The sequence below is a fragment of the Kitasatospora sp. NPDC097643 genome (assembly GCF_040302625.1).
In the GTDB taxonomy this organism is placed as follows: domain Bacteria; phylum Actinomycetota; class Actinomycetes; order Streptomycetales; family Streptomycetaceae; genus Kitasatospora.
The window spans coordinates 105,820-127,990 of record NZ_JBEOSA010000017.1 but is presented as its reverse complement, the minus strand read 5'-3'; the positions used below and the strand labels follow the sequence as shown (position 1 = coordinate 127,990).

General features: G+C 73.6%; 11 protein-coding genes. 6 read left to right on the top strand and 5 right to left on the bottom strand.

All coding sequences use genetic code 11. The features are described from left to right. Positions 1-212: 212 nt before the first annotated feature. The 3 genes from ABTY15_RS14455 (at position 213) to ABTY15_RS14445 (ending at position 5,183) form a co-directional block, all read left to right on the top strand. On the top strand, positions 213-1,457 hold the full coding sequence (locus ABTY15_RS14455) for an HRDC domain-containing protein (RefSeq protein ID WP_350582099.1): 1,245 nt from the start codon (positions 213-215) through the stop codon (positions 1,455-1,457). Positions 1,458-1,833: 376 nt separating this feature from the next. Beyond that, positions 1,834-3,051 (top strand): thiolase family protein, encoded by a 1,218-nt coding sequence (locus tag ABTY15_RS14450; protein WP_350582095.1) that lies wholly within the window; start codon positions 1,834-1,836, stop codon positions 3,049-3,051. Between the two features lie 2 nt (positions 3,052-3,053). Continuing rightward, entirely contained in the window at positions 3,054-5,183 is a 2,130-nt protein-coding gene (locus tag ABTY15_RS14445; protein WP_350582092.1) for a 3-hydroxyacyl-CoA dehydrogenase NAD-binding domain-containing protein, read from the top strand. 140 nt (positions 5,184-5,323) lie between these two features. Here ABTY15_RS14445 and ABTY15_RS14440 read toward each other — a convergent pair whose 3' ends face one another. The 3 genes from ABTY15_RS14440 to ABTY15_RS14430 all read right to left on the bottom strand — a co-directional run bounded on the left by ABTY15_RS14440 (position 5,324) and on the right by ABTY15_RS14430 (position 10,361). Beyond that, a complete protein-coding gene (locus ABTY15_RS14440) occupies positions 5,324-6,850 on the bottom strand; it encodes an ArnT family glycosyltransferase (protein ID WP_350582087.1) in 1,527 nt (508 codons plus the stop codon). A gap of 167 nt (positions 6,851-7,017) precedes the next feature. Next, positions 7,018-8,922 carry a 1-deoxy-D-xylulose-5-phosphate synthase gene (gene dxs, locus ABTY15_RS14435; RefSeq protein WP_350582083.1) on the bottom strand — a complete coding sequence of 635 codons (1,905 nt, stop codon included), beginning with the start codon at positions 8,920-8,922 and terminating at the stop codon, positions 7,018-7,020. 260 nt (positions 8,923-9,182) lie between these two features. Continuing rightward, the gene (locus ABTY15_RS14430) at positions 9,183-10,361 is read right to left on the bottom strand and encodes an ROK family transcriptional regulator (RefSeq protein WP_350582079.1); all 1,179 of its coding nucleotides are present in this window, start codon (positions 10,359-10,361) and stop codon (positions 9,183-9,185) included. 394 nt (positions 10,362-10,755) lie between these two features. Between ABTY15_RS14430 and ABTY15_RS14425 the strand changes: the two genes are divergently transcribed. Together ABTY15_RS14425 and pepN are read left to right on the top strand one after the other, a co-directional pair. Further along, complete coding sequence (locus ABTY15_RS14425; protein ID WP_350582076.1) at positions 10,756-12,450, top strand: outer membrane protein assembly factor BamB family protein; 1,695 nt, start codon at positions 10,756-10,758, stop codon at positions 12,448-12,450. 141 nt (positions 12,451-12,591) lie between these two features. Beyond that, positions 12,592-15,168, top strand: coding sequence for an aminopeptidase N (gene pepN, locus ABTY15_RS14420; protein WP_350582073.1), 2,577 nt, complete (start codon positions 12,592-12,594; stop codon positions 15,166-15,168). A gap of 96 nt (positions 15,169-15,264) precedes the next feature. Here the strand turns inward: pepN and ABTY15_RS14415 are convergent, their stop codons facing one another. Together ABTY15_RS14415 and malQ are read right to left on the bottom strand one after the other, a co-directional pair. Beyond that, positions 15,265-15,492 (bottom strand): hypothetical protein, encoded by a 228-nt coding sequence (locus ABTY15_RS14415; RefSeq protein ID WP_350582069.1) that lies wholly within the window; start codon positions 15,490-15,492, stop codon positions 15,265-15,267. Positions 15,493-15,655: 163 nt separating this feature from the next. After that, entirely contained in the window at positions 15,656-17,749 is a 2,094-nt protein-coding gene (malQ, locus tag ABTY15_RS14410; protein ID WP_350582114.1) for a 4-alpha-glucanotransferase, read from the bottom strand. A 382-nt stretch (positions 17,750-18,131) separates the two neighbouring features. Here malQ and ABTY15_RS14405 point away from each other — a divergent pair, with 382 nt between their 5' ends. After that, positions 18,132-22,130 carry a glycoside hydrolase family 84 protein gene (locus ABTY15_RS14405; protein WP_350582066.1) on the top strand — a complete coding sequence of 1,333 codons (3,999 nt, stop codon included), beginning with the start codon at positions 18,132-18,134 and terminating at the stop codon, positions 22,128-22,130. The last annotated feature ends 41 nt before the right edge of the window (positions 22,131-22,171 follow it).

The following is a 22,171-nucleotide window of genomic DNA, read 5'->3' as shown; positions in this document are numbered from 1 at the left end:
GAGCTCGAACGCCGGTACCCCGAGGGCGAGGGCGTGCCCGTCCCGCCGTTCTGGGGCGGCTACCGGGTGCCGCAGCGGCCGTTCCGGGCTGGTGGCGAGGGAGCGCCGACCGTCGGCGCCGGGTCAGGAGCGTCCCGGAGGCGAGCAGGCGATCAGCGGTCTGACCAGTCGGACAACACTCCTGGCCGCGAGGAGCGTCGTACCCTTGGTGGGTGACCGACGCCGTAGCAGCCATCCCAGAAGAAGCAGCCCCGGTCCCGCTCCTTGAGCCGAAGGAGGGGATTCCGCCCGTCGTGGCGGACGAGCAGGCGCTGGCCGCCACCGTCGCCGCCTTCGCCGCGGGCACCGGGCCGGTCGCCGTCGACGCCGAGCGGGCCTCCGGCTACCGCTACGGGCAGCGCGCGTACCTCATCCAGCTGCGCCGCGCCGGTGCCGGCAGCGCGCTCATCGACCCGATCGCCTGCCCCGACCTCAGCGGCCTGGGTGACGCCCTCGCGGACGCCGAATGGGTGGTGCACGCGGCCACCCAGGACCTGCCCTGCCTGGCCGAGGTCGGGATGAGACCGAAGCGGCTGTTCGACACCGAGCTGGCCGGGCGGATCGCCGGCTTCGCCCGGGTCGGCCTCGGGCCGATGACCGAGAGCGTGCTCGGCCTGAGCCTGGCCAAGGAGCACTCCGCGGTCGACTGGTCCACCCGCCCGTTGCCCGAGCCGTGGCTACGCTACGCCGCTCTGGACGTCGAGGTGCTGGTCGAGCTGCGGGACGCACTCGAACAGGAGCTGGACGCCCAGGGCAAGCTCGACTGGGCGCTGGAGGAGTTCGCCGCGATCGCCGCCGCGCCGCGCCCCGCGCCGCGCACCGACCCGTGGCGCCGCACCTCGCAGCTGCACAAGGTTCGCCGGCGCCGTCAGCTGGCCGTGGTCCGCGAGCTGTGGCTGGCCCGCGACCGGATGGCGCAGGAGCGCGACGTCTCGCCGGGCCGGGTGCTCTCGGACGCCGCGATCGTCAACGCCGCACTGGCCATGCCGCTGAACATCGCGGCCCTCCAGGCCGTCCAGGGGTTCGGGCCGCGGGTGCACCGCCGACAGCTGGAGCAGTGGCTGGCCGCCGTGCAGCGCGGCCGGGAGGTCCCGGAGAACCAGCTGCCGCCGGCCGCCGCGCCGCACGACGGACCGCCGCCGCCACGCGCCTGGGCCGAGAAGGACCCGGTGGCCGCCGCCCGGCTGTCCGGCGCCCGCAGCGCCGTCACCGAGCTCGCCGAGCGGCACAACCTGCCGGCCGAGAACCTGATCACCCCGGACCTGGTCCGCCGGGTCTCCTGGGAGCCGCCGGCCGACCAGGGCGCCGAGGGCGTGGCCGCGGCGCTGCGCCGGCTGGGCGCCCGGCAGTGGCAGGTCGATCTGGTGGCGCCGGTGGTGGCCGCCGCGTTCGCCAAGGCCGCGGCCGCCGAGGACTGACCGCCCGCCCCGAGCCGAAGGGGCGCGCCGGTGCCGAAAGGGTGGGCCCCTCCTTGCCCGCCGGCGGGCAAGGAGGGCGAGCGACAAGCGAGGAACGAGCGCCGGAGCGCCGACCGTCGGCACCGGGTCGGGAGCGCCCCGGAGGCGAGCGGGCGAGTAACTGAAGGGGGCGCCGTCACACGACGGCGCCCCCTTCGGCGTGTCCGGGGCCGGTGTGCTGGTCGGACGTGGCGCGGGACACACGGGGTTCACCGTCCGAGAGGCCTGGGCATGGTGGTTACCGACCGGTAGCATGGCGGTGAAGCGGCGCCGCTCGGGTCTTCGCCGGCGGCAGCCTGCCCACCTCGAAATGTTGGTCCCTGGGAGGAGAGCCCCCGTGCCTCGTACCGCGAGGGACGTCGTCTTCGTCGATGGCGTCCGCACCCCGTTCGGCAAGGCCGGCCCGAAGGGCATCTACCACGAGACGCGCGCCGACGACCTCGTCGTCAAGTGCATCCGGGAGCTCGTGCGCCGTAACCCGAACCTGCCCGTCGAGCGCATCGACGAGGTCGCCGTGGCGGCCACCACGCAGATCGGCGACCAGGGTCTGACCATCGGGCGCACCGCCGCCCTGCTGTCCGGCCTGCCCAAGTCCGTCCCCGGCTACGCGATCGACCGCATGTGCGCCGGTGCGCTGACCGCCGTCACCACCACCGCGGGCGGCATCGCCTTCGGCGCCTACGACGTGGTCGTGGCCGGTGGCGTCGAGCACATGGGCCGCCACCCGATGGGCGAGGGCGTCGACCCGAACCCGCGCTTCGTCTCCGAGAAGCTGGTCGACGAGTCCGCCCTGTTCATGGGCATGACCGCGGAGAACCTGCACGACCGGTTCCCGCACATCACCAAGGAGCGCTGCGACGCCTACGCCGTGCGCTCGCAGGAGAAGGCCGCCAAGGCGTACGCCAACGGCGACATCCAGCCGGACCTGGTGCCGATCACCATCCGCAACACCAACCCCGAGGTCGGCGAGACCGGCTGGGGCCTGGCCACCGTGGACGAGCCGCTGCGCCCGGGCACCACGATGGAGTCGCTGGCGAACCTGAAGACCCCGTTCCGCCCGCACGGCAACATCACCGCGGGCAACTCGGCCGGTCTGAACGACGGTGCCACCGCCTCGCTGCTGGCCGCCGAGGACGTCGCCGAGGAGCTCGGCCTCCCGATCAAGATGCGCCTGGTCTCGTTCGCCTTCGCGGGCGTCGAGCCCGAGGTCATGGGCATCGGCCCGGTGCCGGCCACCGAGAAGGCGCTGGCCAAGGCCGGCCTGACCATCGACGACATCCAGGCCTTCGAGGTCAACGAGGCCTTCGCCGTCCAGGTGCTGGCCTTCCTGGACCACTACGGCATCGCGGACGACGACGAGCGGGTCAACCCGTTCGGCGGCGCGATCGCCTTCGGTCACCCGCTGGCCTCCTCGGGCGTGCGCCTGATGAACCAGCTGGCCCGCCGCTTCGAGCAGCGCCCGGACGTCCGCTACGGCCTCACCACGATGTGCATCGGCTTCGGCATGGGCGGCACCATCATCTGGGAGAACCCGCACTTCGAGGGTGGTAAGTGAGCATGAGCACCACGACTGAGCTGCTCCAGCACGGCGCCGAGCTGTTCCCGGGCGAGGTCGTCACGACCGCGCACGTGCGCCACCTGGACCTGCCGTTCCAGGCCGGCAAGCTGGCCCTGATCACCCTGGACAACGGCTTCGACCACACCAAGCCGACCACCTTCGGCCCGGGCTCGCTGCTGAAGCTGTCCGTCGCGCTGGACCAGGTCGAGGCCGAGGCCGCCGAGGGCAAGATCGTCGGCGCCGCGATCACCGGCAAGCCGTTCATCTTCGCGGTCGGCGCCGACCTCAAGGGCGTCGAGCTGCTCAAGGAGCACGCGGACGCGCTGGCCATCGGCAAGGGCGGCCACGAGGTCTTCAAGCGGATCGCCGCGCTGCCCGTCCCCACCTTCGCCTTCTACAACGGCGCGGCGATGGGCGGCGGCGTCGAGGTCGGCCTGCACTGCGACTACCGCACGGTCAGCGCGGGCGTCCCGGCGTTCTCGCTGCCGGAGGTCTTCCTGGGCCTCGTCCCCGGCTGGGGCGGCTGCACCATCCTGCCGAACCTGATCGGTCCGGCGAAGGCCGTCAAGGTCATCATCGAGAACTCGATGAGCCAGAACAAGCAGCTCAAGGGCAAGGACGTGTTCGAGCTGGGGATCGCCGACGCGATCTTCGAGCCGGCCGACTTCCTGGAGCAGTCGCTGCTGTGGGCGGCCAAGGTCGTCAAGGGCGACGTGGTCGTCGAGCGCGAGGAGATCGACCGCGGCAAGGCCTGGGACGACGCCGTCGCCTGGGGCCGCCTGGTCGCCGACGGCAAGGTGCACGGCGCCGCGCCGGCCGCCTACCGCGCGCTGGACATCATCGCCCAGGTCAAGGACGCCGACCTCCAGGCCGGCTTCGACGCCGAGGACGCGGCCCTGGCCGACCTCATCATGGGCGGCGAGCTGCGCAGCGGCATCTACGCCTTCAACCTGGTGCAGCGCCGGGCCAAGCGGCCCTTCGGTGCGCCGGACAAGTCGCTGGCCCGCCCGGTCTCCAAGGTCGGCATCGTCGGCGCCGGTCTGATGGCCTCGCAGCTGGCGCTGCTGTTCGCCCGCCGTCTGGAGGTGCCGGTGGTCCTCACCGACATCGACCAGGAGCGCATCGACAAGGGCGTCGGCTACGTCCACGCCGAGATCGACAAGCTGCTCGGCAAGGGCCGGATCGGCCAGGACAAGGCCAACCGCCTCAAGGGCCTGGTCACCGGCTCGCTCGACAAGGCCGCCGGCTTCGCCGACGCGGACTTCGTCATCGAGGCCGTGTTCGAGGAGATGGGCGTCAAGCAGGCCGTCTTCGCCGACCTGGAGAACGTGGTCTCGCCGACCTGTGTGCTGGCGACCAACACCTCCTCGCTGTCGGTCACCGAGATGGCCTCGAAGCTGAAGCACCCCGAGCGGGTCGTCGGCTTCCACTTCTTCAACCCGGTCGCGATCCTGCCGCTGCTGGAGATCGTCCGCGGCGAGCAGACCGACGACGCCTCGCTGGCCACCGCCTTCGGCGTGTCGAAGAAGCTGAAGAAGACCGCGGTGCTGTGCAAGGACGCCCCGGCGTTCGTGGTGAACCGGATCCTGACCCGCTTCATGGGCGAGATCCAGAACATCATCGACGAGGGCACCCCGATCGCCACCGTCGAGAAGGGCGTCGAGCCGCTCGGCCTGCCGATGTCCCCGATCGTGCTGCTGGAGCTGGTCGGCCCGGCCATCGCCCTGCACGTCTCGGAGACCCTGCACGGCGCCTTCCCGGAGCGGTTCACCGTCTCCGAGAACCTCGGCAAGGTCGTCAAGGCCGGCAAGCGCGGCTTCTACACCTGGGTGGACGGCAAGCAGGTCCTCGACCCCGAGGTGCTGGAGCTGCTGTCCTTCGGCGACACCGTGCTGACCGAGGAGCAGGTCCTGACCCGCGCCCTGGACGCCGTGGCGCAGGAGATCGGCCTGATGCTGGCGGAGGGTGTCGTCGGCGAGGCGCAGGACATCGACCTCTGCATGATCACCGGTGCCGGCTGGCCCTTCCACCTGGGCGGGATCACCCCGTACCTGGACCGTGAGGGCGTCTCGGAGCGGGTGAACGGCAAGAAGTTCCTCGCCCCCGGCGTGGCCTCGGTGCCCGCGTAAGGCGTAGCCGTACGACGACGGAGCCCCGGTGACCCGGAGAGGTCACCGGGGCTCCGTCGCGTTCGGGGCCGGGGCGCAGGCGCGTGCGGCCGTCGGTGCTCGCGGCTGTCGGTGCTCGCGGCTGTCAGTGTGTGAGGCCGTCAGTGCTTGAGGCGGTAGACCACGGTGTCGGCGAAGACGCCGACCATCTCGTAGTGGGTGTCCAGCAGGTTCTCGATCCGGGGGACCATCACCGGCTGGTACGGCGCGATGCCGGAGTCGTCCACGACCACCTCGGGCAGGCCGTTGGCGAGCTCCTTGTCGAAGGTCTGCCAGGCGTTGCTGACGCTGAACTGCTCGCCGACGTTGGGGCTGCCGTCCTTGCCGCCGCTGTAGTTGGTGAGGAAGCCGGCGGTCAGGTAGCGGGTGGCGGGCTTGCGGTCGGCCAGCCAGTACAGCTCGGGGTGCATGCCCCAGACCAGCACGGTGTCCTTGGGGGTGGTCTGGGCGGCGACCGCGGTGGCGACCTCGGTGGTGCGGTTGAGCCGCTCCCCCGGCCAGGCCAGGGCCAGCGCCCAGAACACCGTGGAGGCGACCGTCGTGTACACCAGCACGGGCTTCCAGCGGACCGCCGAGGTGGCGACCGCGCCGGTGCCCAGCAGCACCAGCGGGGGCATCAGCTGGAGGTAGTAGTGGCCGAAGAAGTGGAAGCCCACGCTGACCGCGACCACCGAGGACAGCAGCCAGACCCACAGGTCCGCGGTGGAACCGTGCTCCTCGCCCGCCACCGGCAGCGGGCGGTGGCGGTACTTGAGCCAGAGCCGGCGACCGACCGGGAGCAGGAAGCCCAGCCCGGCCGCGGCCAGGATGGCCGAGTTGCCGAGCGCGCGGCCGGTCATCTGCAGCCAGGCACCGCCGAAGGAGGCGTAGTCGCCGCTGCCGGTGACCACCCAGAAGAGGAAGCCCTTGGGCTTGGTCAGGATGACCGCGACCAGCGCTATCGGCAGGGTGAAGCCGAACCCGATCTTGAACAGGGCGGGCGGCCAGCGCACCCCGCGGCGGCGGGCGTCCTGGTAGAGCATCCAGAGCACCGGCAGCAGCACCGCGCCGCCGGTCTGCTTGGTCAGCGAGCAGAGCGCCACCGCGATGCCCGCGGCCAGCCAGCGGCGGCGTTCGGCGTACCGGAAGGCGGCCACCATCGCGGGCAGCATGAAGACCTCGAAGGTCGCCGCCTGGGTGTCCTCCGGGGAGAGCCCGATGGACACCAGCAGGTAGAGCAGCCCGGCGCCGACCCCGGCCCGGTTTCCCCAGCGGCCGCGGGCGATGGACGCCAGCAGGATCGCGGTGACCAGGTGGGCGACCACGGCCAGGGTGCGCAGCGGCCACAGCGAGGCGGAGCCGAAGACGGCGAAGCAGGCCTGGTAGAGCCAGGGCAGCAGCGGCGGCTTGCGGTCGACCACGGTGTCGTAGAGCACGCCGCCGTCGGCCAGCATCCGGGCCTGGGTGGCCAGGAAGCCCTCGTCGGGGCTCCAGACCGGGCGGGCGAAGGACGGGATGTGGGTGATCAGCGCGACCAGCGCGAGCACCGGCACCAGCCTGGTCCAGTACCCGGCCTGGAGGTGGGTACGGACGCGCTCGGGCAGGCGCTCGGCCAGTCCGGCGAGGCGGGGGCGGGTGGGGGTCGGCACGAGTGACAACCTACCGGGCGGGATCGGCACGGGCAGCGCCGGTCCCGCCTTTCGGTGCGATTATCAGCTGGTCTCGTGATGAGCTGTTACAGAGTTACGACGAACGGCCGTCGACGCGGCCGGGCCGGGCCCGGAGCGGCCTCCGGGCCCGCGTGCGGACCCGGAGCTCAGGCCTGGACCGGGGCCGGGTCCAGGGCGGCGACCAGAGCGGCGACCTTGCGGGCGATGTCGGGGGCGTTCAGGCCGATCTCGGCCAGGATCTCGCCGCGGCTCGCGTGGTCCAGGAACTCCTGCGGGATGCCGAAGTCGCGCACCGGCAGGTCCACGTCCGCGTCCCGCAGGGCCTGGGCGACGGCGGCGCCGACGCCGCCCACCCGGCCGTTGTCCTCGATCGTCACGACCGCCCGGTGCTCGGCCGCCAGGCCGGGCAGGGCGGCGTCCACCGGCTTGACCCAGCGCGGGTCCACCACGGTGGCGGTGACGCCCTGGGCGGCCAGCAGGTCGGCCACCTCCAGGCTGGTGGGGGCCATCGCGCCGACCGAGACGATCAGCACGTCGGCGCGGTGGGCGCCGGACGGCTCCCCGGCGGCGCGCAGCACGTCCATGCCGCCGATCCGGCCGACCGCCGCGACGGCCGGGCCGACCGTGCCCTTGGAGTAGCGGACGACGGTGGGCGCGTCCTTGACCTCGACGGCCTCGCGCAGCTGGGCGCGCACCTGGTCGGCGTCGCGCGGGGCGGCGAGCCGCAGGCCCGGGATGACCTGGAGGATCGACATGTCCCACATGCCGTTGTGCGAGGCGCCGTCCGTCCCGGTGACACCGGCCCGGTCCAGGACGAAGGTGACGCCCAGCTTGTGCAGGGCGACGTCCATCAGGACCTGGTCGAAGGCACGGTTGAGGAAGGTCGCGTAGACCGCGAAGACCGGGTGCAACCCGTTGGTGGCCAGGCCGGCGGCGCTGGTGACGGCGTGCTGCTCGGCGATGCCGACGTCGAAGATGCGGTCCGGGAAGGCCTCGGCGAAGGGCGCGAGGCCCACCGGGTGCAGCATCGCGGCGGTGATGGCGACGATGTCCTCGCGCTCGTGGCCGAGCGCGACCATCTCCTCGCCGAAGACGGAGGTCCAGTCCTTGCCCGAGCTCTTGACCGGCAGGCCGGTGTCCGGGTGGATCACGCCGACGGCGTGGAAGCGGTCCTCGTCGTTGTTCTCGGCGGCGTGGTAGCCGCGGCCCTTCTCGGTGAGGCAGTGCACGATCACCGGGCCGCCGAAGCCGCGCGCCTTGGTCAGCGCGGACTCCAGGGCGGTGAGGTCGTGGCCGTCGATCGGGCCGATGTACTTGAGGCCGAGGTCCTCGAACATGCCCTGCGGGGCGATGAAGTCCTTGAGGCCCTTCTTGGCGCCGTGCAGGGTCTCGAACAGCTGCTGGCCGACCACCGGGGTGCGTTGCAGGGCGTCCTTGCCCCAGGACAGGAAACGCTCGTAGCCCTGGGTGGTGCGCAGCGTGGCGAGGTGGTTGGCCAGGCCGCCGATGGTCGGGGAGTAGGACCGCTCGTTGTCGTTGACGACGATGACGATCGGCAGGTCCTTGGCGTCGGCGATGTTGTTGAGCGCCTCCCAGGCCATGCCGCCGGTGAGCGCGCCGTCACCGATGACGGCGACGACCGGGTCCGCCTTGCCCAGGATCTTGTTGGCCTTGGCCAGGCCGTCGGCGTAGGAGAGGACGGTGGAGGCGTGCGAGTTCTCGATCACGTCGTGCTCGGACTCGGCGCGCGAGGGGTAGCCGGACAGGCCGCCGCTCATCTTCAGGCGGGAGAAGTCCTGGCGGCCGGTGAGCAGCTTGTGGACGTAGCTCTGGTGGCCGGTGTCGAAGAGGATGCGGTCGCGCGGCGAGTCGAACACCCGGTGCAGCGCGATGGTGAGCTCCACCACGCCGAGGTTGGGGCCGAGGTGGCCGCCCGTCTTGGAGACCTCCGTGACCAGGAAGGTCCGGATCTCCTGGGCCAGGGCGGCCAGCTGTCCGGGCGTGAGCCGGTCGAGATCGCGCGGTCCCCGAATGCGGGTCAGCAGGGCCACCCGTTCCTCCTCGTTCAGTGTTCGCGGACCGCGGGCGGTCCGACGGGCGTCCCTGCCCGTGTGCCGGCATGCCGACGGTCGCGGCCGGTGCCGACCGGTCGAGTCTAATGTCCGCTTGCCGGACACCGAGCGGCGCGCCCGGTGCCACCGACCGGTTGGCGCCATTCCCGGAGGTCGGCCCGGTCCCGGCCGTCAAGGACGGTTGACGAACGCGCGTACGGGTCGGGGCCGTGCGCGGTCCGCGGGGGTCCGCGAGGGGGCTACGCGCGGCCCAGCGCGCCGGACTCGCCCATCTCGCTCATCACCAGTGCCAGGGCGCCCAGCACCTCGGCCCGGCCGCCCAGGGTGCCCGGGACGATCGAGAGCTGGCGGGCCGCGCTCGGGATCGCGTAGCGGGCCACCGAGTCGCGGATCGGGGCCAGCACCAGCTCGCCGGCATCGGCGAGGTCGCCGCCGAGGATCACCCGGCGCGGATTGAGCAGGTTGCAGAGCATGGCGACGCCGGTGCCGATCTGCCGGCCGGCGTCCGCGATCACCCGGCGGCAGCCCAGGTCGCCTTGGTGGGCCAGCTCGACCACCCGGGGCAGCGTGAGGTCCGGGCCCAGGGTGGAGGTGAGCAGCGAGAGCAGGTAGCGGGAGCCGACGAAGGTCTCCAGGCAGCCGCGGTTGCCGCAGCGGCAGACCGGCCCGGCCTCGTCCAGGGTGATGTGCCCGATCTCGCCGGCGGTGCCGCCCGGGCCGCGGTAGATCTGGCCGTTGACCACCAGGCCGGCGCCGACACCGCTGGCGATCTTGATGTAGGCGAGGTCGCTCAGGCCGCGGCCGGCCCCCCACACCAGCTCGCCCAGCGCGCCCAGGTTGGCGTCGTTGTCCACGTGTACGGGCATCCCGAGCCGCTCCGCCAGCTCACGGCCGGGGGCGATGCCGGTCCAGCCCGGCAGGATCGCGGTCGAGCCGAGCGCGCCGGTCTCCTGGTCGATCGGGCCGGGCACGCCCAGGCCCACCCCGATCACCTTGTCCGGACGGAACCCGGCCTGCTGGAGCAGCCGCTCGACCATCGCCTCGGCCCGGTCGAAGCCCTGCGCGGCGGAGACGTCCACGTCGATCGGCGCGCTCTCCTCGGCCAGCACCCGGTGCGCCAGGTTGCCGACCGCGACCCGCAGGTGGGTGTGGCCGAAGTCGATGCCCACCACGATCCCGGCGTCCCCGCTGAGCGAGACGCTGCGCGCCCGCCGGCCGCCCGAGGAGGTGTCGGCCACCACGACGGTGCCGCTCTCCTTCAGCTCCCGCACGATGTTGGACACGGTGGCCGCCGAGAGGCCGGTGCCGCGGGCGATCTCGGCCTGGGTCAGCGAGCCCGCCATCCGCACCGCCCGCAGCACCCGCTCCAGGTTCGCCCGGTGCAGGGACGACTGCGAGCCCGGTGTGTCCGTCGACATGATCCACCCTCCCAGGGGGCGGGGACCCCTCCGCCGGGCGTCCCCTCTTCAACTCCTGAAGGGTACGACCCGAGGGCGGGAGCGGGGGCGTTGCGGGCGGGATGGGGGTGGCGTGATCGGCCGGTGGAGGTGTTGCAGAGCCGGGACCTGCGGGAACTGGCTACGGGTGTCCTGGCAGCAGCCGAAAACCAGTCACCACTACCATGGTGCCCAATCTCACCCGTCCCACCGGACCACGGACGGTACCGGCCGGGGGACGCTTCCAGACATGACGGGGAATCAGATGGCAGGGGATCACCCTACGCCGGGGACAGGCGAAACGCCCGGCAGCGGCCCGCAGGACAACCGGGGCGTCTCGTTCGGGCGGCCGCCCGGCGGCGTGGACCCGGCCGCCATGGCGGACCAGATGACGCAGCTCGACGGCGCGGCCGTCCCGGGCCCGGCCGCGCCCGCGCAGCCGCCCGCGGCACCGCCGGTACCGCCCTCGCAGCCGCCGGCCGGCGGCGTCGACTACGCCGCGTACGCGCCGACCGCGGCCGGCGGCTTCCCCGCCCAGGCTCCGCCGCCGCCCGCCGGCGCGCCGGTCGGCCCGTACGACCCGGTGCCCGGCGGCGGCTACGCCGCGCCCGACGCCGGTCAGACGTACGGCGGCGGCTACGCCTACCCGCAGCAGCAGCAGCCCGGGTACTACCCGGGTGCGCCGGTGGCCCCCGCGCCCAAGCAGCGCAACCCCGTGATGCTGTGGGGCGGCATCATCGGCGGCGTGCTGGCGATCTCCATCGTCGCCGCGCTGATCGTGCTGCTCAAGGACGACCCCAAGCCCGACCCGGGCCCCGGGCCGGTCGCCAACTCCAGCGGCAGCACCGGGACCAGCGGGACCACGGGCACCACCGGCACGACCGGCGGCGTGACCGACCCGCCGACCACCCCCGGCAAGACCGGCGCCACCTACAACGTCGCCTGGACCCTGCCCAAGGCCCCCGGCGCGGACAGCAGCGCGTCGATGCTCGGCGTCTGGGGCACCGACAAGACCCTCGTGCGCGTCGACAGCACCGGTATCAAGGGCTACAACGCCGCCGACGGCAAGGACGCCTGGACCATCCCGGTGCCCTCCGGCAGCAAGGAGATCTGCACCGCCTCCTACGCGCCCAACTCCAAGAGCATCGCGGCGATCTCGCTCAACACGGGTGACCACGACTGCTCCACCATCGCGGCCGTCGACCTCAACCAGGGCAAGCTGCTGTGGAGCGTCAAGGCCGGCACCGAGCGGCTGTCCCAGCCGACCCTCAGCGTCACCGAGAAGACCGTCGCCATCGGCGGCAGCCTGGTCGGCGGCCTGAACATCGACAACGGCTCGCCGGTCTGGCAGTACACCCCGCGTGACAAGTACTGCAGCCTGTACGGCCGGGCGGCCGGCGCGCAGATCGCGGTCAGCGACAGCTGCTTCAACTCCAGCCCGAAGGCGCAGCTGGTCCTGCTGGACTCGGACACCGGCAAGACCACCAGCTCGGCGATGGCCCTCACCGGCAGCTACGAGGAGGTCGACAAGGTCGTCTCCGACCAGCCGCTGGTGCTGCTGATGACCGGTGGTTCGAGCGGCGACTACATCCTGCCGTTCGACAAGAACAACAAGCCGATGAACCCGATGTCGGTCAAGGAGGCGGGCGCCGACAGCCTGCGCCTGTCCGGCCAGGCCGACGCCATGACCCGCAGCGTCGTCAGCGGCACCACCCTGTACGCCCAGATCGGCGGCGGGAAGCCGGCGATCAACGCGTACGACCTGACCAGCGGCAAGCGGCTCTGGTCGGCGGCCAGCACCGACACCTCGCAGGACATCCGGATCGTGTCCGGCACCGACAAGAACGGCAAGGTCCGCGCCATCGTCGAGCAGGGCTACGACAAGCCGTCCCGGCTGGTGACGCTCTCGCCGACCGACGGTTCGATGACCGACATCGGCACCATGGCGATGCCGAACGGGCTGGACATCGGGATCAGCCTGTCCGAGTACATCGTCCCGGCGGAGGCCGGCTCGGTGTACGCCTTCAGCCGCAGCAGCTCCGACGCGCCGCTGACCAAGTGGAAGAAGTGACGCGGCGCCACCCGGCGCCGTGAACGGGCGGGGCGGGCAAGGACCTTCGGGTCCGGCCCGCCCCGCCTGCGATTTTCCGGCGGCCTCGCGCGTTGGGCATGGGAGGATGCGCACCATCAGCCTGACGAAGGAGTGCAGCGAGTGCCCGGCACCAACCTGACCCGTGAGGAAGCCCGCACCCGGGCCGATCTCCTCCACGTGGACGCGTACGACATCGAGCTCGACCTGAGCTCGGCCCGCGAAGGAGGCACCTTCCGGTCCACCACCGTGGTCCGGTTCACCGCCACCACCCCCGGCGCGGACACCTTCATCGACCTCGTCGCCCCGGGCGTCGAGGAGATCACCCTCAACGGCGCGGCCCTGGACCCGGCGAGCTTCGCCGACAGCCGGATCCCGCTGCCCGGCCTGGCGGCCGAGAACGAGCTGCGGGTCGTCGCCAACTGCGCCTACACCAACACCGGTGAGGGCCTGCACCGGTTCGTCGACCCGGTCGACGGCGAGACCTACCTGTACACCCAGTTCGAGGTGCCGGACGCCCGCCGCGTCTTCGCCTCCTTCGAACAGCCCGACCTGAAGGCCACCTTCGCCTTCACCGTGACCGCCCCGCGCGGCTGGGCCGTGGTCTCCAACTCGCCGACCCCCGAGCCGGTCGGCGACGGCGACACCCAGACCTGGTCGTTCGCGCCGACCGGCCGGATCTCCAGCTACATCACCGCGCTGATCGCCGGCCCGTACGTCGGGGTCTTCGACAGCTACGAGAACGGCGAGCAGAAGGTGCCGCTGGGCGTCTACTGCCGGCCCTCGCTGCGCGAGTTCCTGGACGCCGAGGCGGTCTTCGAGGTCACCAAGCAGGGCTTCGACTACTTCCAGGAGAAGTTCGACTACCCGTACCCGTTCCCGAAGTACGACCAGCTGTTCGTGCCGGAGTTCAACGCCGGCGCGATGGAGAACGCGGGCGCCGTCACCCTGCGCGACCAGTACGTGTTCCGCTCCAAGGTCACCGACGCCGCCTACGAGGCGCGCGCCGCGACGATCCTGCACGAGCTCGCCCACATGTGGTTCGGCGACCTCGTCACCATGGAGTGGTGGAACGACCTCTGGCTCAACGAGTCCTTCGCCACCTTCGCCGAGGCCGTCTGCCAGGCCGAGGCCCCCGGCTCCAAGTGGCCCCACTCCTGGACCACCTTCGCCAACCAGATGAAGACCTGGGCCTACCGGCAGGACCAACTGCCGTCCACCCACCCCATCATGGCCGACATCAACGACCTGGAGGACGTCCAGGTCAACTTCGACGGCATCACCTACGCCAAGGGCGCCTCGGTGCTCAAGCAGCTGGTGGCCTACGTCGGCCAGGACGCCTTCTTCCAGGGCGTGCAGGCCTACTTCAAGCGGCACGCCTGGGGCAACACCCGGCTCAGCGACCTGCTCGGCGCCCTGGAGGAGGCCAGCGGACGCGACCTCAAGGCCTGGTCCAAGTCCTGGCTGGAGACCGCCGGCATCAACGTGCTGCGGCCCGCCATCGTGCTCAACACGGACGGTGAGATCGAGTCCTTCACCGTCCTCCAGGAGGCGCCCGCGCTGCCGGCCGGTGCCAAGGGCGAGGCCGTGCTGCGGCCGCACCGGATCGCCATCGGCCTGTACGAGCTGGTCGACGGCGCGCTGGTGCGCACCGACCGGATCGAGCTCGACGTCGACGGGCCGCGCACCGAGGTGCCCGAGCTGGTCGGGCGGCACCGCCCGGCCGTCGTGCTGCTCAACGACGACGACCTCTCGTACGCCAAGATCCGGCTCGACGAGGACTCGCTGGCCGTCGTCACCGAGAACCTCGGCGGCTTCACCGACTCGCTGCCGCGCGCCCTGTGCTGGGCCTCCGCCTGGGACATGACCCGCGACGGCGAGCTCGCCGCCCGCGACTACCTCGCCCTCGCCCTGTCCGGCATCGGGCGGGAGAGCGACATCGGCGTCGTCCAGTCCGTACACCGCCAGGTCAAGCTCGCCCTCGACGCCTACACCGACCCGGCCTGGCGCGAGCAGGGCCTCGCCCGCTGGGCCGCCGCCGCCGAGGAGCACCTGCGCGCCGCCGAACCCGGCAGCGACCACCAGCTCGCCTGGGCCCGTGCGCTCGCCGCCGTCGCCCGCACCGAGGGGCAGCTCGACCTGCTCGCCGGCCTGCTCGACGGCACCGTGGAGGTCAAGGGCCTCGCCGTGGACACCGAGCTGCGGTGGACCCTGCTCACCCGCCTCGCCGCCACCGGCCGCGCCGACGAGGCCGCCGTCGCGGCCGAGCTGGAGCGCGACAACACCGCCGCCGGGCAGGAGCACGCCGCCACCTGCCGCGCGGCGCGGCCCACCGCCGAGGCCAAGGCCGAGGCCTGGGCGTCGGTGGTGGAGTCGGACACGCTGACCAACTACGTGCAGGAGGCCGTGATCGCGGGCTTCCAGCAGTCCGACCAGCGGGAACTGCTCGCCCCGTACGCGGCGAAGTACTTCGCGGCCGTCAAGGGCGTGTGGGAGAGCCGCAGCCACGAGATCTCGCAGCAGATCATCGTCGGGCTGTACCCGTCGCTGCTCGTCGAGCAGGCGACCCTGGACGCCACCGACGCCTGGCTGGCCTCCGCCGAGCCGGCGCCGGCGCTGCGGCGTCAGGTCGTCGAGGCGCGGGCCGGCGTGGAGCGGGCGCTCAAGGCGCAGGCCGTGGACACGGCGGCCGGGGCCTGAGGCCTGCTGAGCACGGCTGAGAACGACTGAAGGGGCGCTGGACGGATGTCCGGCGCCCCTTCGGGGTCTGTGCGGGTTCGGGCCCCGGGCTGCGGGTTACTTCTTCTTGGCCTTGCCCCACGGCATGCCCGCGAGGGCGGCGATGATGACGAAGGCCGCGATCGGGACCACCACGTACAGGCCGATGACCTGGCCGACGCTCAGGCCGGCACCCGGGTCGTCGCCGTCGTCCCGGGTGAGGGCCATGGCGGGCGACGACAGCAGCATCATCAGCGTGACCGTTGCGGAGACCGCGCCGGCTCGCAAAGCGTTCCTCTTGTCCACGTTTCCAACTTACCCGCCGCTTATGCGCCCCCGCGCGCCGGGGTCGGCCTTCCGGGGCGGGGGCGGGGGCGGAGGTTGGGGTGGTGGACGCGGGGGACGGGTGGGCAGGGGGCGGGACGGGGGCGGCCCCCGCGCGCCGGGGTCGGCCTTCCGGAGACGGGGGTCAGGTGGTGGGGTGAGGGGACGGCGGGGCGAGGAGGTGGGCGAGGAGGCGGGCCGACGGGGTGGTGGCCAGGCGGGAGAGGGTGACCGGCTCGCCGGCGCCGTCGGCGACCGGCAGGCGCCAGTTCGGGTACTGGTCCCAGGTGCCGGGCAGGTTCTGCGGACGCGGGTCGCCGACCAGGTCCGGCAGCCAGACCCCGACCAGCTCCGCCGGGGTCGACCGCAGGAAGCGGTACAGGATCGGCATCGACAGCGGCTCACCCGGTGTCAGCAGCCCCAGCCGGGTCAGCGCCGCCCGCCAGTCCGCCAGCTCCGCGGCCGCCTCGGCCTGCTCCTCCCCCAGCGGACGGGCCAGCAGGCCGAGCCGGTGCCGCAGCTCGACGTGCTCGCCGGAGAGCCGGGCCGCGGTGCTCGGCAGGTCGTGGGTGGTGAGGGTGGCCAGGCAGCCCGGGCGCCAGCGGTCCGGGTCCAGGACCTCCCCCGTCGCCTCCCAGTCCCGTTCGAACCAGAGCACCGACGTCCCGAGGATCCCGCGCGCCGCCAGCTCCTGACGGACGCCGGGCTCCACCGTGCCCAGGTCCTCGCCGATCACCGCCGTCCCGGCCCGGTGCGCCTCCAGCGCCAGCACGCCGAGCATCGCCTCGGCGTCGTAGCGCACGTAGGCGCCCTCGGTCGGCGCGTGCCCGTCCGGCACCCACCAGAGCCGGAACAGGCCCATCACGTGGTCGATCCGGATCGCCCCGGCGTACCGGGCGGCGGCCCGCAGCAGCTCCGCGTACGGGGCGTAGCCGGTGGCGGCGAGGGCGTCCGGGCGCCAGGGCGGCAGGCCCCAGTCCTGGCCGTGGGCGTTGAAGGCGTCCGGCGGCGCGCCGACCGAGATGCCGCCGGCCAGGACGTCCTGGAGGGCCCAGGCGTCGGCGCCGTCCGGGTGGGCGCCGACGGCCAGGTCGTGGATCAGGCCGACCGGCATGCCGGCGTCGCGGGCGGCCCGCTGGACGGCGGCGAGCTGCTCGTCGACCTGCCAGGCCAGCCAGCGGTGGAACTCGACCCGCTCGGCCAGCTCCTGTTCGGCGCGGGCGACCTGGGGACCGTCCGGGTGACGCAGGCCCTTCGGCCAGCCGTGCCAGTCGGCGCCGTGCTCCTCGGCCAGGGCGTTCCACAGGGCGTGTCGCCGCAGCCACTCGCCCTCGCGGCGCTGGAACGCCTCGTACGCGGCCTGGCTGCCGGGGCCGCGCGGCACCTCGTGCAGCAGTTCCAGGGCCTCGCGCTTGAGCGCCCAGACGGCGTCCCGGTCGATCAGGCCGTCGTGCACCAGCACCTCGTCGCGCAGCCGGGCGGCCCGACGGCCCAGTTCCTCGGCCTCGGCGCGCTGGTCGCCCGTCAGGTAGGCGAACTCGGGGACGGCCTCGACGCGCAGGTGCACCGGGTCGGCGAAACGGCGGGAGGACGGGCGGTAGGGGGACGGGTCGGCGGGCGCGGCGGGGGCGGTGGGGAGGGCCTGGTGCAGCGGATTGATCTGGACGAAGCCCGCGCCGAGGTCGGCGCCCGCCCAGCGGGCCAGCTCGGCGAGGTCGCCGAGGTCGCCCATGCCCCAGGAGCGGTCGGACAGGACCGAGTAGAGCTGGGCGAGGAACCCCCAGCTGCGGCCGGGGAGTTCGGGCAGCCGCTCGGGGGCGACGATCAGCGGCGCCTCGCTCTTGCCCCCGTTCGTCTCGGCCCGCAGGACGTGCCGGCCGAGCGGGAGGTCGGCCGGCAGCCAGTGCGAGTGGCCGCGCGGCAGCTCCCACACGCCACCGTCCTCCAGTGCCACGTGCAGGCGCGCGTCGGCCGGCACGTCCAGCGCGGTGCGCCGCCCGGAGCGCACCACGACGCAGGGCGGCAGCAACCGCGCCTGCTGGTCGGCCCGGTGACGGTCCAGCGACTGCTGGATCTCCTCCGGCCCCTCCGCCGCGACCCCCAGCGCGGCCAGCACCGCCACCAGCGTCCGCGCCCCGACGGTCGGGCCGCCCGGCCCCGGGTTGCGGGTGTCGACCCCGTACGCCTGCGCCAGCGCGACCAGTTCGGGCGGCGGGGGCGGCGCGTCCTGCGCCGGCACCTTCAGCCCGTCGGCTCCGTCACGGTCGAGATAAGCGGCCACTCGCGGCTCCTGCGATGTCTCGGCAACGCCTGGTCAGGACGACCACAGTCCTACCCGGGTAACCGCCCGGTGACCCGGCGCGACACGGGAGCGGGTGGGGATCGGCCGTGCGGGCGGCGGGGCATGACGGGTCGGTGAAACCCTTGTGAACCGTGAGACCGGAGTGCTCACCCGGTGGTCGCTTCACCTGCGGACGGACGGCCCCGGGGGTGGGGTGGGTGGATGATCAGACAGGTGATCAATGCGGACAAACCGGTCATAGCCGTCGGCGGCGTTGACACCGGGTTGGCCAGCTGGTGGGGTTGCGGCGATGTGGTCCAGGCCTGGCGAGGAGGCTCCTGTGCAAGCCCGAGTTTCCGTTGTGGCCGGGCGGCGGCTGCGGCAGCAGTTGGAGCAGAGTCCGGCGTTGCAGGGGGTGCTGTACCACCCGGCGGCGCTGGCGGCGCGGCGGGCCACCGCGCGGACCTGCCGTCAGCTGGCGCCCAGGACGGCGGACCGGCTGATCGCGGACCTCAAGGGCACCGAGCCGCTGCTGGCCTCGGTCCGGGCCGAGCGGGCCCGGCGGGTCGCGGGCCACCCGGGGCGGCGCACCATGCAGATCGCGGCCGGGGTCGCGGCGGCCGCCGTGGTCGGCGGGCTGCTGGCCGGGCCGGTGCCCTCCGCGGCGTACGCGGCGACGCCCGGGCCGGACGTGGTGAGCACCGCTCCGCAGACGCCGCTGGGCAGCATGACGAACCCCCAGGTCTTCCCCCGCCCGCAGGAGCAGACCGTGACCGGGAAGCCGGTCGCGGTGCCCGCCGCCGTCACCCTGGTGACCGCGCCGAAGGCCGACCACGGCGCCGTCGACGCCGTGCGCGAGGTGCTGGGTGTCGCCGGGGCCACCACCGTCACCCCGCAGGCCGACGCCGACGCGCCCGCCGCCGGGTCGCTGGTGGTGTACGTCGGCGGACCCGCCGAGGACGCCGACGGCGCGGTGGACCGCACGCTGCGCGACCTGGCCGTCGCGGCCGGCGGCAAGGACGCCGCCGCGCCCTCCACCGCCGGGATGCCGGCCGGCGGGTACGTGCTGTCGGCCGGTCAGCTGCCCGCCCAGGGCGGCGGGACGTACGGCGTGGTGGTGCTCGCCGGCGCCGACGCCACCGGCACCTTCTACGCCGCGCAGAGCCTGCGCCAGCTGCTCGCCGCCGTCCCCGTCGGAGCGGGCCAGGCGCCCGGCGCCGCCGGACTCGGCCTGCCCGGGATCACCCTGCGCGACTGGCCCACCGGCGCGGCCGTGCGCGGCACCGCGGAGGCCTTCTACGGCACCCCGTGGACCTCCCAGCAGCGGCTCGACCAGGTCGACTTCCTCGGCCGCACCAAGCAGAACTTCTACCTCTACGCCCCCGGTGACGACCCGTTCCGGCTCTCCCGCTGGCGCGACGCCTACCCCGCCGCCCAGGCCGAGGAGCTGCGCGCGCTCGGCTCCCGGGCCCGGCAGAACCACGTCACGCTCGGCTACGCGATCGACCCCGGCCAGTCGCTCTGCTTCAGCTCCGCCAAGGACGTGGACGCGCTCGTCGGCAAGCTGGACGGGCTGCGCAAGCTCGGCTTCACCGCCTTCCAGCTCCAGTTCCTGGACGTCAGCTACGACGAGTGGCACTGCGACGAGGACCGCTCGACCTACGGCACCGGGCCGGCCGCGGCCGCCAAGGCGCAGGCCGCGCTGGTCGCCAAGGTGCAGGACCGGCTGATCGCGCGGAACCCGGGGCTGGCGCCGTTGTCCGTCGTGCCCACCGAGTACCACAAGCAGGGCGCCACGCCGTACCGCAAGGCCCTGGCCGCCGCGCTGCCGGACGGCGTGCAGGTGGCCTGGAGCGGGGTTGGGGTGATCCCGGAGAAGATCACCGGCGCCCAGGCCTCCGACACCGGCGCGCTGTACGGGCACCCGCTCGTCACCATGGACAACTACCCGGTCAACGACGCCAACCCGGACCGGCTCTTCCTCGGCGCCTACACCGGGCGCGACCCCGAGCTGGCCACCCGCTCCGCGGTGCTGCTGACCGGCGCCATGCAGCAGCCCGTCGCCTCCCGGATAGCCCTCGCCACGGCCGGCGACTTCGCCTGGAACCCGGCCGGCTACAAGCCCGAGGAGTCCTGGCAGGCCGCGGTGCGCTCGCTGGCCGGCCCCACCGGCGGCGGCTCCACGCCCGCCGGCACCGCCCTGTCCGCCGTCACCGCGCTCGCCGGGAACAGCTCCTCCTCACCGCTGTCCAAGCAGGAGTCCGGCTACCTGACGCCGTTGCTCGACCGGTTCTGGGCCACCGCCGAACCCACCTCCGGCACCGCGCCCGACCTCGCCAAGCTGATAGAGGCCGCGGCACCACTGCGGGAGGCCTTCACCGCGATGGCCGGCGCCCAGCAGACCCTCTCCGGCACCCAGGCCACCGCCCAGCTCGCCGCCGAGGCCGCGCCCTGGCTCGCCCCGCTGCGCGACTACGGGCTGGCCGGACAGGCCGCCCTCGACATGCTGCTCGCCCAGCACGGCGGCGACGGCGCCGCCGCCTGGAAGGCCCGGGTCGAGCTCAACCGGCTGCGCGAACAGCTCGCCCAGAGCCCGGCGACCATCGGCGCGGGCGTGCTCACCCCCTTCCTGGAGCGGGCCGTGCGGGCCGCCGACAACTGGGCGGGCGTGGCCGGCGGCGGACTCACCCCGACCACCACCATGGGCACCGCGCACGACCACCTGCCCGCGCTGATGACCGACGGCGTGGCCGACACCTTCTACTGGAGCTCCGCCCCGCCGCAGCCCGGCGACGCGGTCGGCGTGGACCTCGGCGCCGGCCGCCCGGTCGGCGGCGTCACCGTGCTGATGGGCTCCTGGGGCAGCGGCCCGGACGGCCAGACCGCCCTCGACGACTACATCCGCGACGGCGTGCTGGAGTACACCACCGGCGAGGGCGGCTGGAAGCAGCTCGCGGTCGTGCACAACCAGAAGTCGGTCAGCGCCCAGCTGCCGGCCGGCTCCGTGGTCCGCAGCGTGCGGCTGCGCGCCACCGCCGCGCAGAAGACCGCCGTCGCCGTCCGCGAGTTCACCGTCACCGCACCCGACGACGCGCCCGCCAGCGTCACCGGCGGCCCCGACGCGCTGCCCGGCTCGTCGGCCGCCGCCGTCCTCGACGGCAACCCGGACACCGCCTACCGCGCCGCCAAGCCGCCGACCGCCCAGGACGAGCCGCTCACCGTCGAGCTGGGCGCCGCCCGGCCGCTGGACCGGCTCACCGTCCTCACCGACCCGAACGTGCGGGCCACCGCCACCGTCGCGCTGCGCCGCCCCGACGGGAGCTGGGTCGACATCGGCGTCATCCAGCCCGGCTACAACGAGCTGCCGGCCGGCGGGCAGGCCGCCGACGCGTTCCGGATCACCTGGAAGCCCGGCGGCGACCCGCCGGTCGTCAACCAGGTGATCCCCTGGTACGCGGACGTCCCGGCCGCCCGGCTCAGCCTCTCCGACCCGAGCGTGGACGTGGTGACCGGCGCGGGCTCGCCCGCCCAGACCCGGGCCACCGTCGAGGCCGGCCGCCCCGAGGGCACCACCGGCGAACTGCGCACCGAGGTCCCGGCCGCGGCGAAGGGGCTCACCGTGACCCCGGCCGGCGGCGTGACCGTGCCGCGCGGCGGCCGGGTCGGCGTGCCGCTGCTGGTCGTCGCCGCCCCGGGCACGCCGTCCGGGACGTACCAGGTGCCGGTGCAGTACGTCGCCGGCACGACCACCGTGAAGCAGGTGCTCCAGGTGCACGTGGTGCCGCCCACCAGCGGCTCCGACCTGGCGCTCGGCGCCAAGGCCACCTCCTCCGCCGACGAGACGCCGAGCTTCCCGGCCTCGGCGGTCGCCGACGGCGACCCGAAGAGCCGCTGGTCCTCGCCGGCCAAGGACGACGCCTGGGTGCAGCTGGAGCTGCCGCAGCCGACCCGGCTCGGCGCGGCGGTGCTGCACTGGCAGAGCGCGTACGCCTCCGCGTACAAGATCCAGACCTCGGCGGACGGGGTGACCTGGACCGACGCGGCGACCGTGGACAACGGCAAGGGCGGCGACGAGACCGTGCGGTTCGACGCGGCCGGCGCCAAGTTCGTGCGGATGCAGGGCGTGGCGCGGGCCAGCAAGTACGGGTACTCGCTCTACGGCATCGAGCTGTACGCGGTCACCGCGCCCGCGCAGCCGGCCCAGCCGCCGGTCGCGCCCCCGGCGCAGCAGCCCGGCGGCACCACGCCCACCACCGCGCCCACGGCCCCGCCGACCACGGCCCCGACCAGCCCGCCGGCCACTCCGGCGCCGGGCGGGACGGCGACGGCGAAGCCGTAGGCGGGGGAGGCGGCCGTTTGCGGCCGTCGGACCGGGGCGGG

What these genes read in the sequence shown, in the direction of transcription:
- ABTY15_RS14425 (WP_350582076.1), top strand. Translation starts at nt 10,756, where the DNA reads ATGGCGGACCAGATGACGCAGCTCGACGGCGCGGCCGTCCCGGGCCCG.
- ABTY15_RS14430 (WP_350582079.1), bottom strand. Translation starts at nt 10,361, where the DNA reads ATGTCGACGGACACACCGGGCTCGCAGTCGTCCCTGCACCGGGCGAAC.
- ABTY15_RS14445 (WP_350582092.1), top strand. Translation starts at nt 3,054, where the DNA reads ATGAGCACCACGACTGAGCTGCTCCAGCACGGCGCCGAGCTGTTCCCG.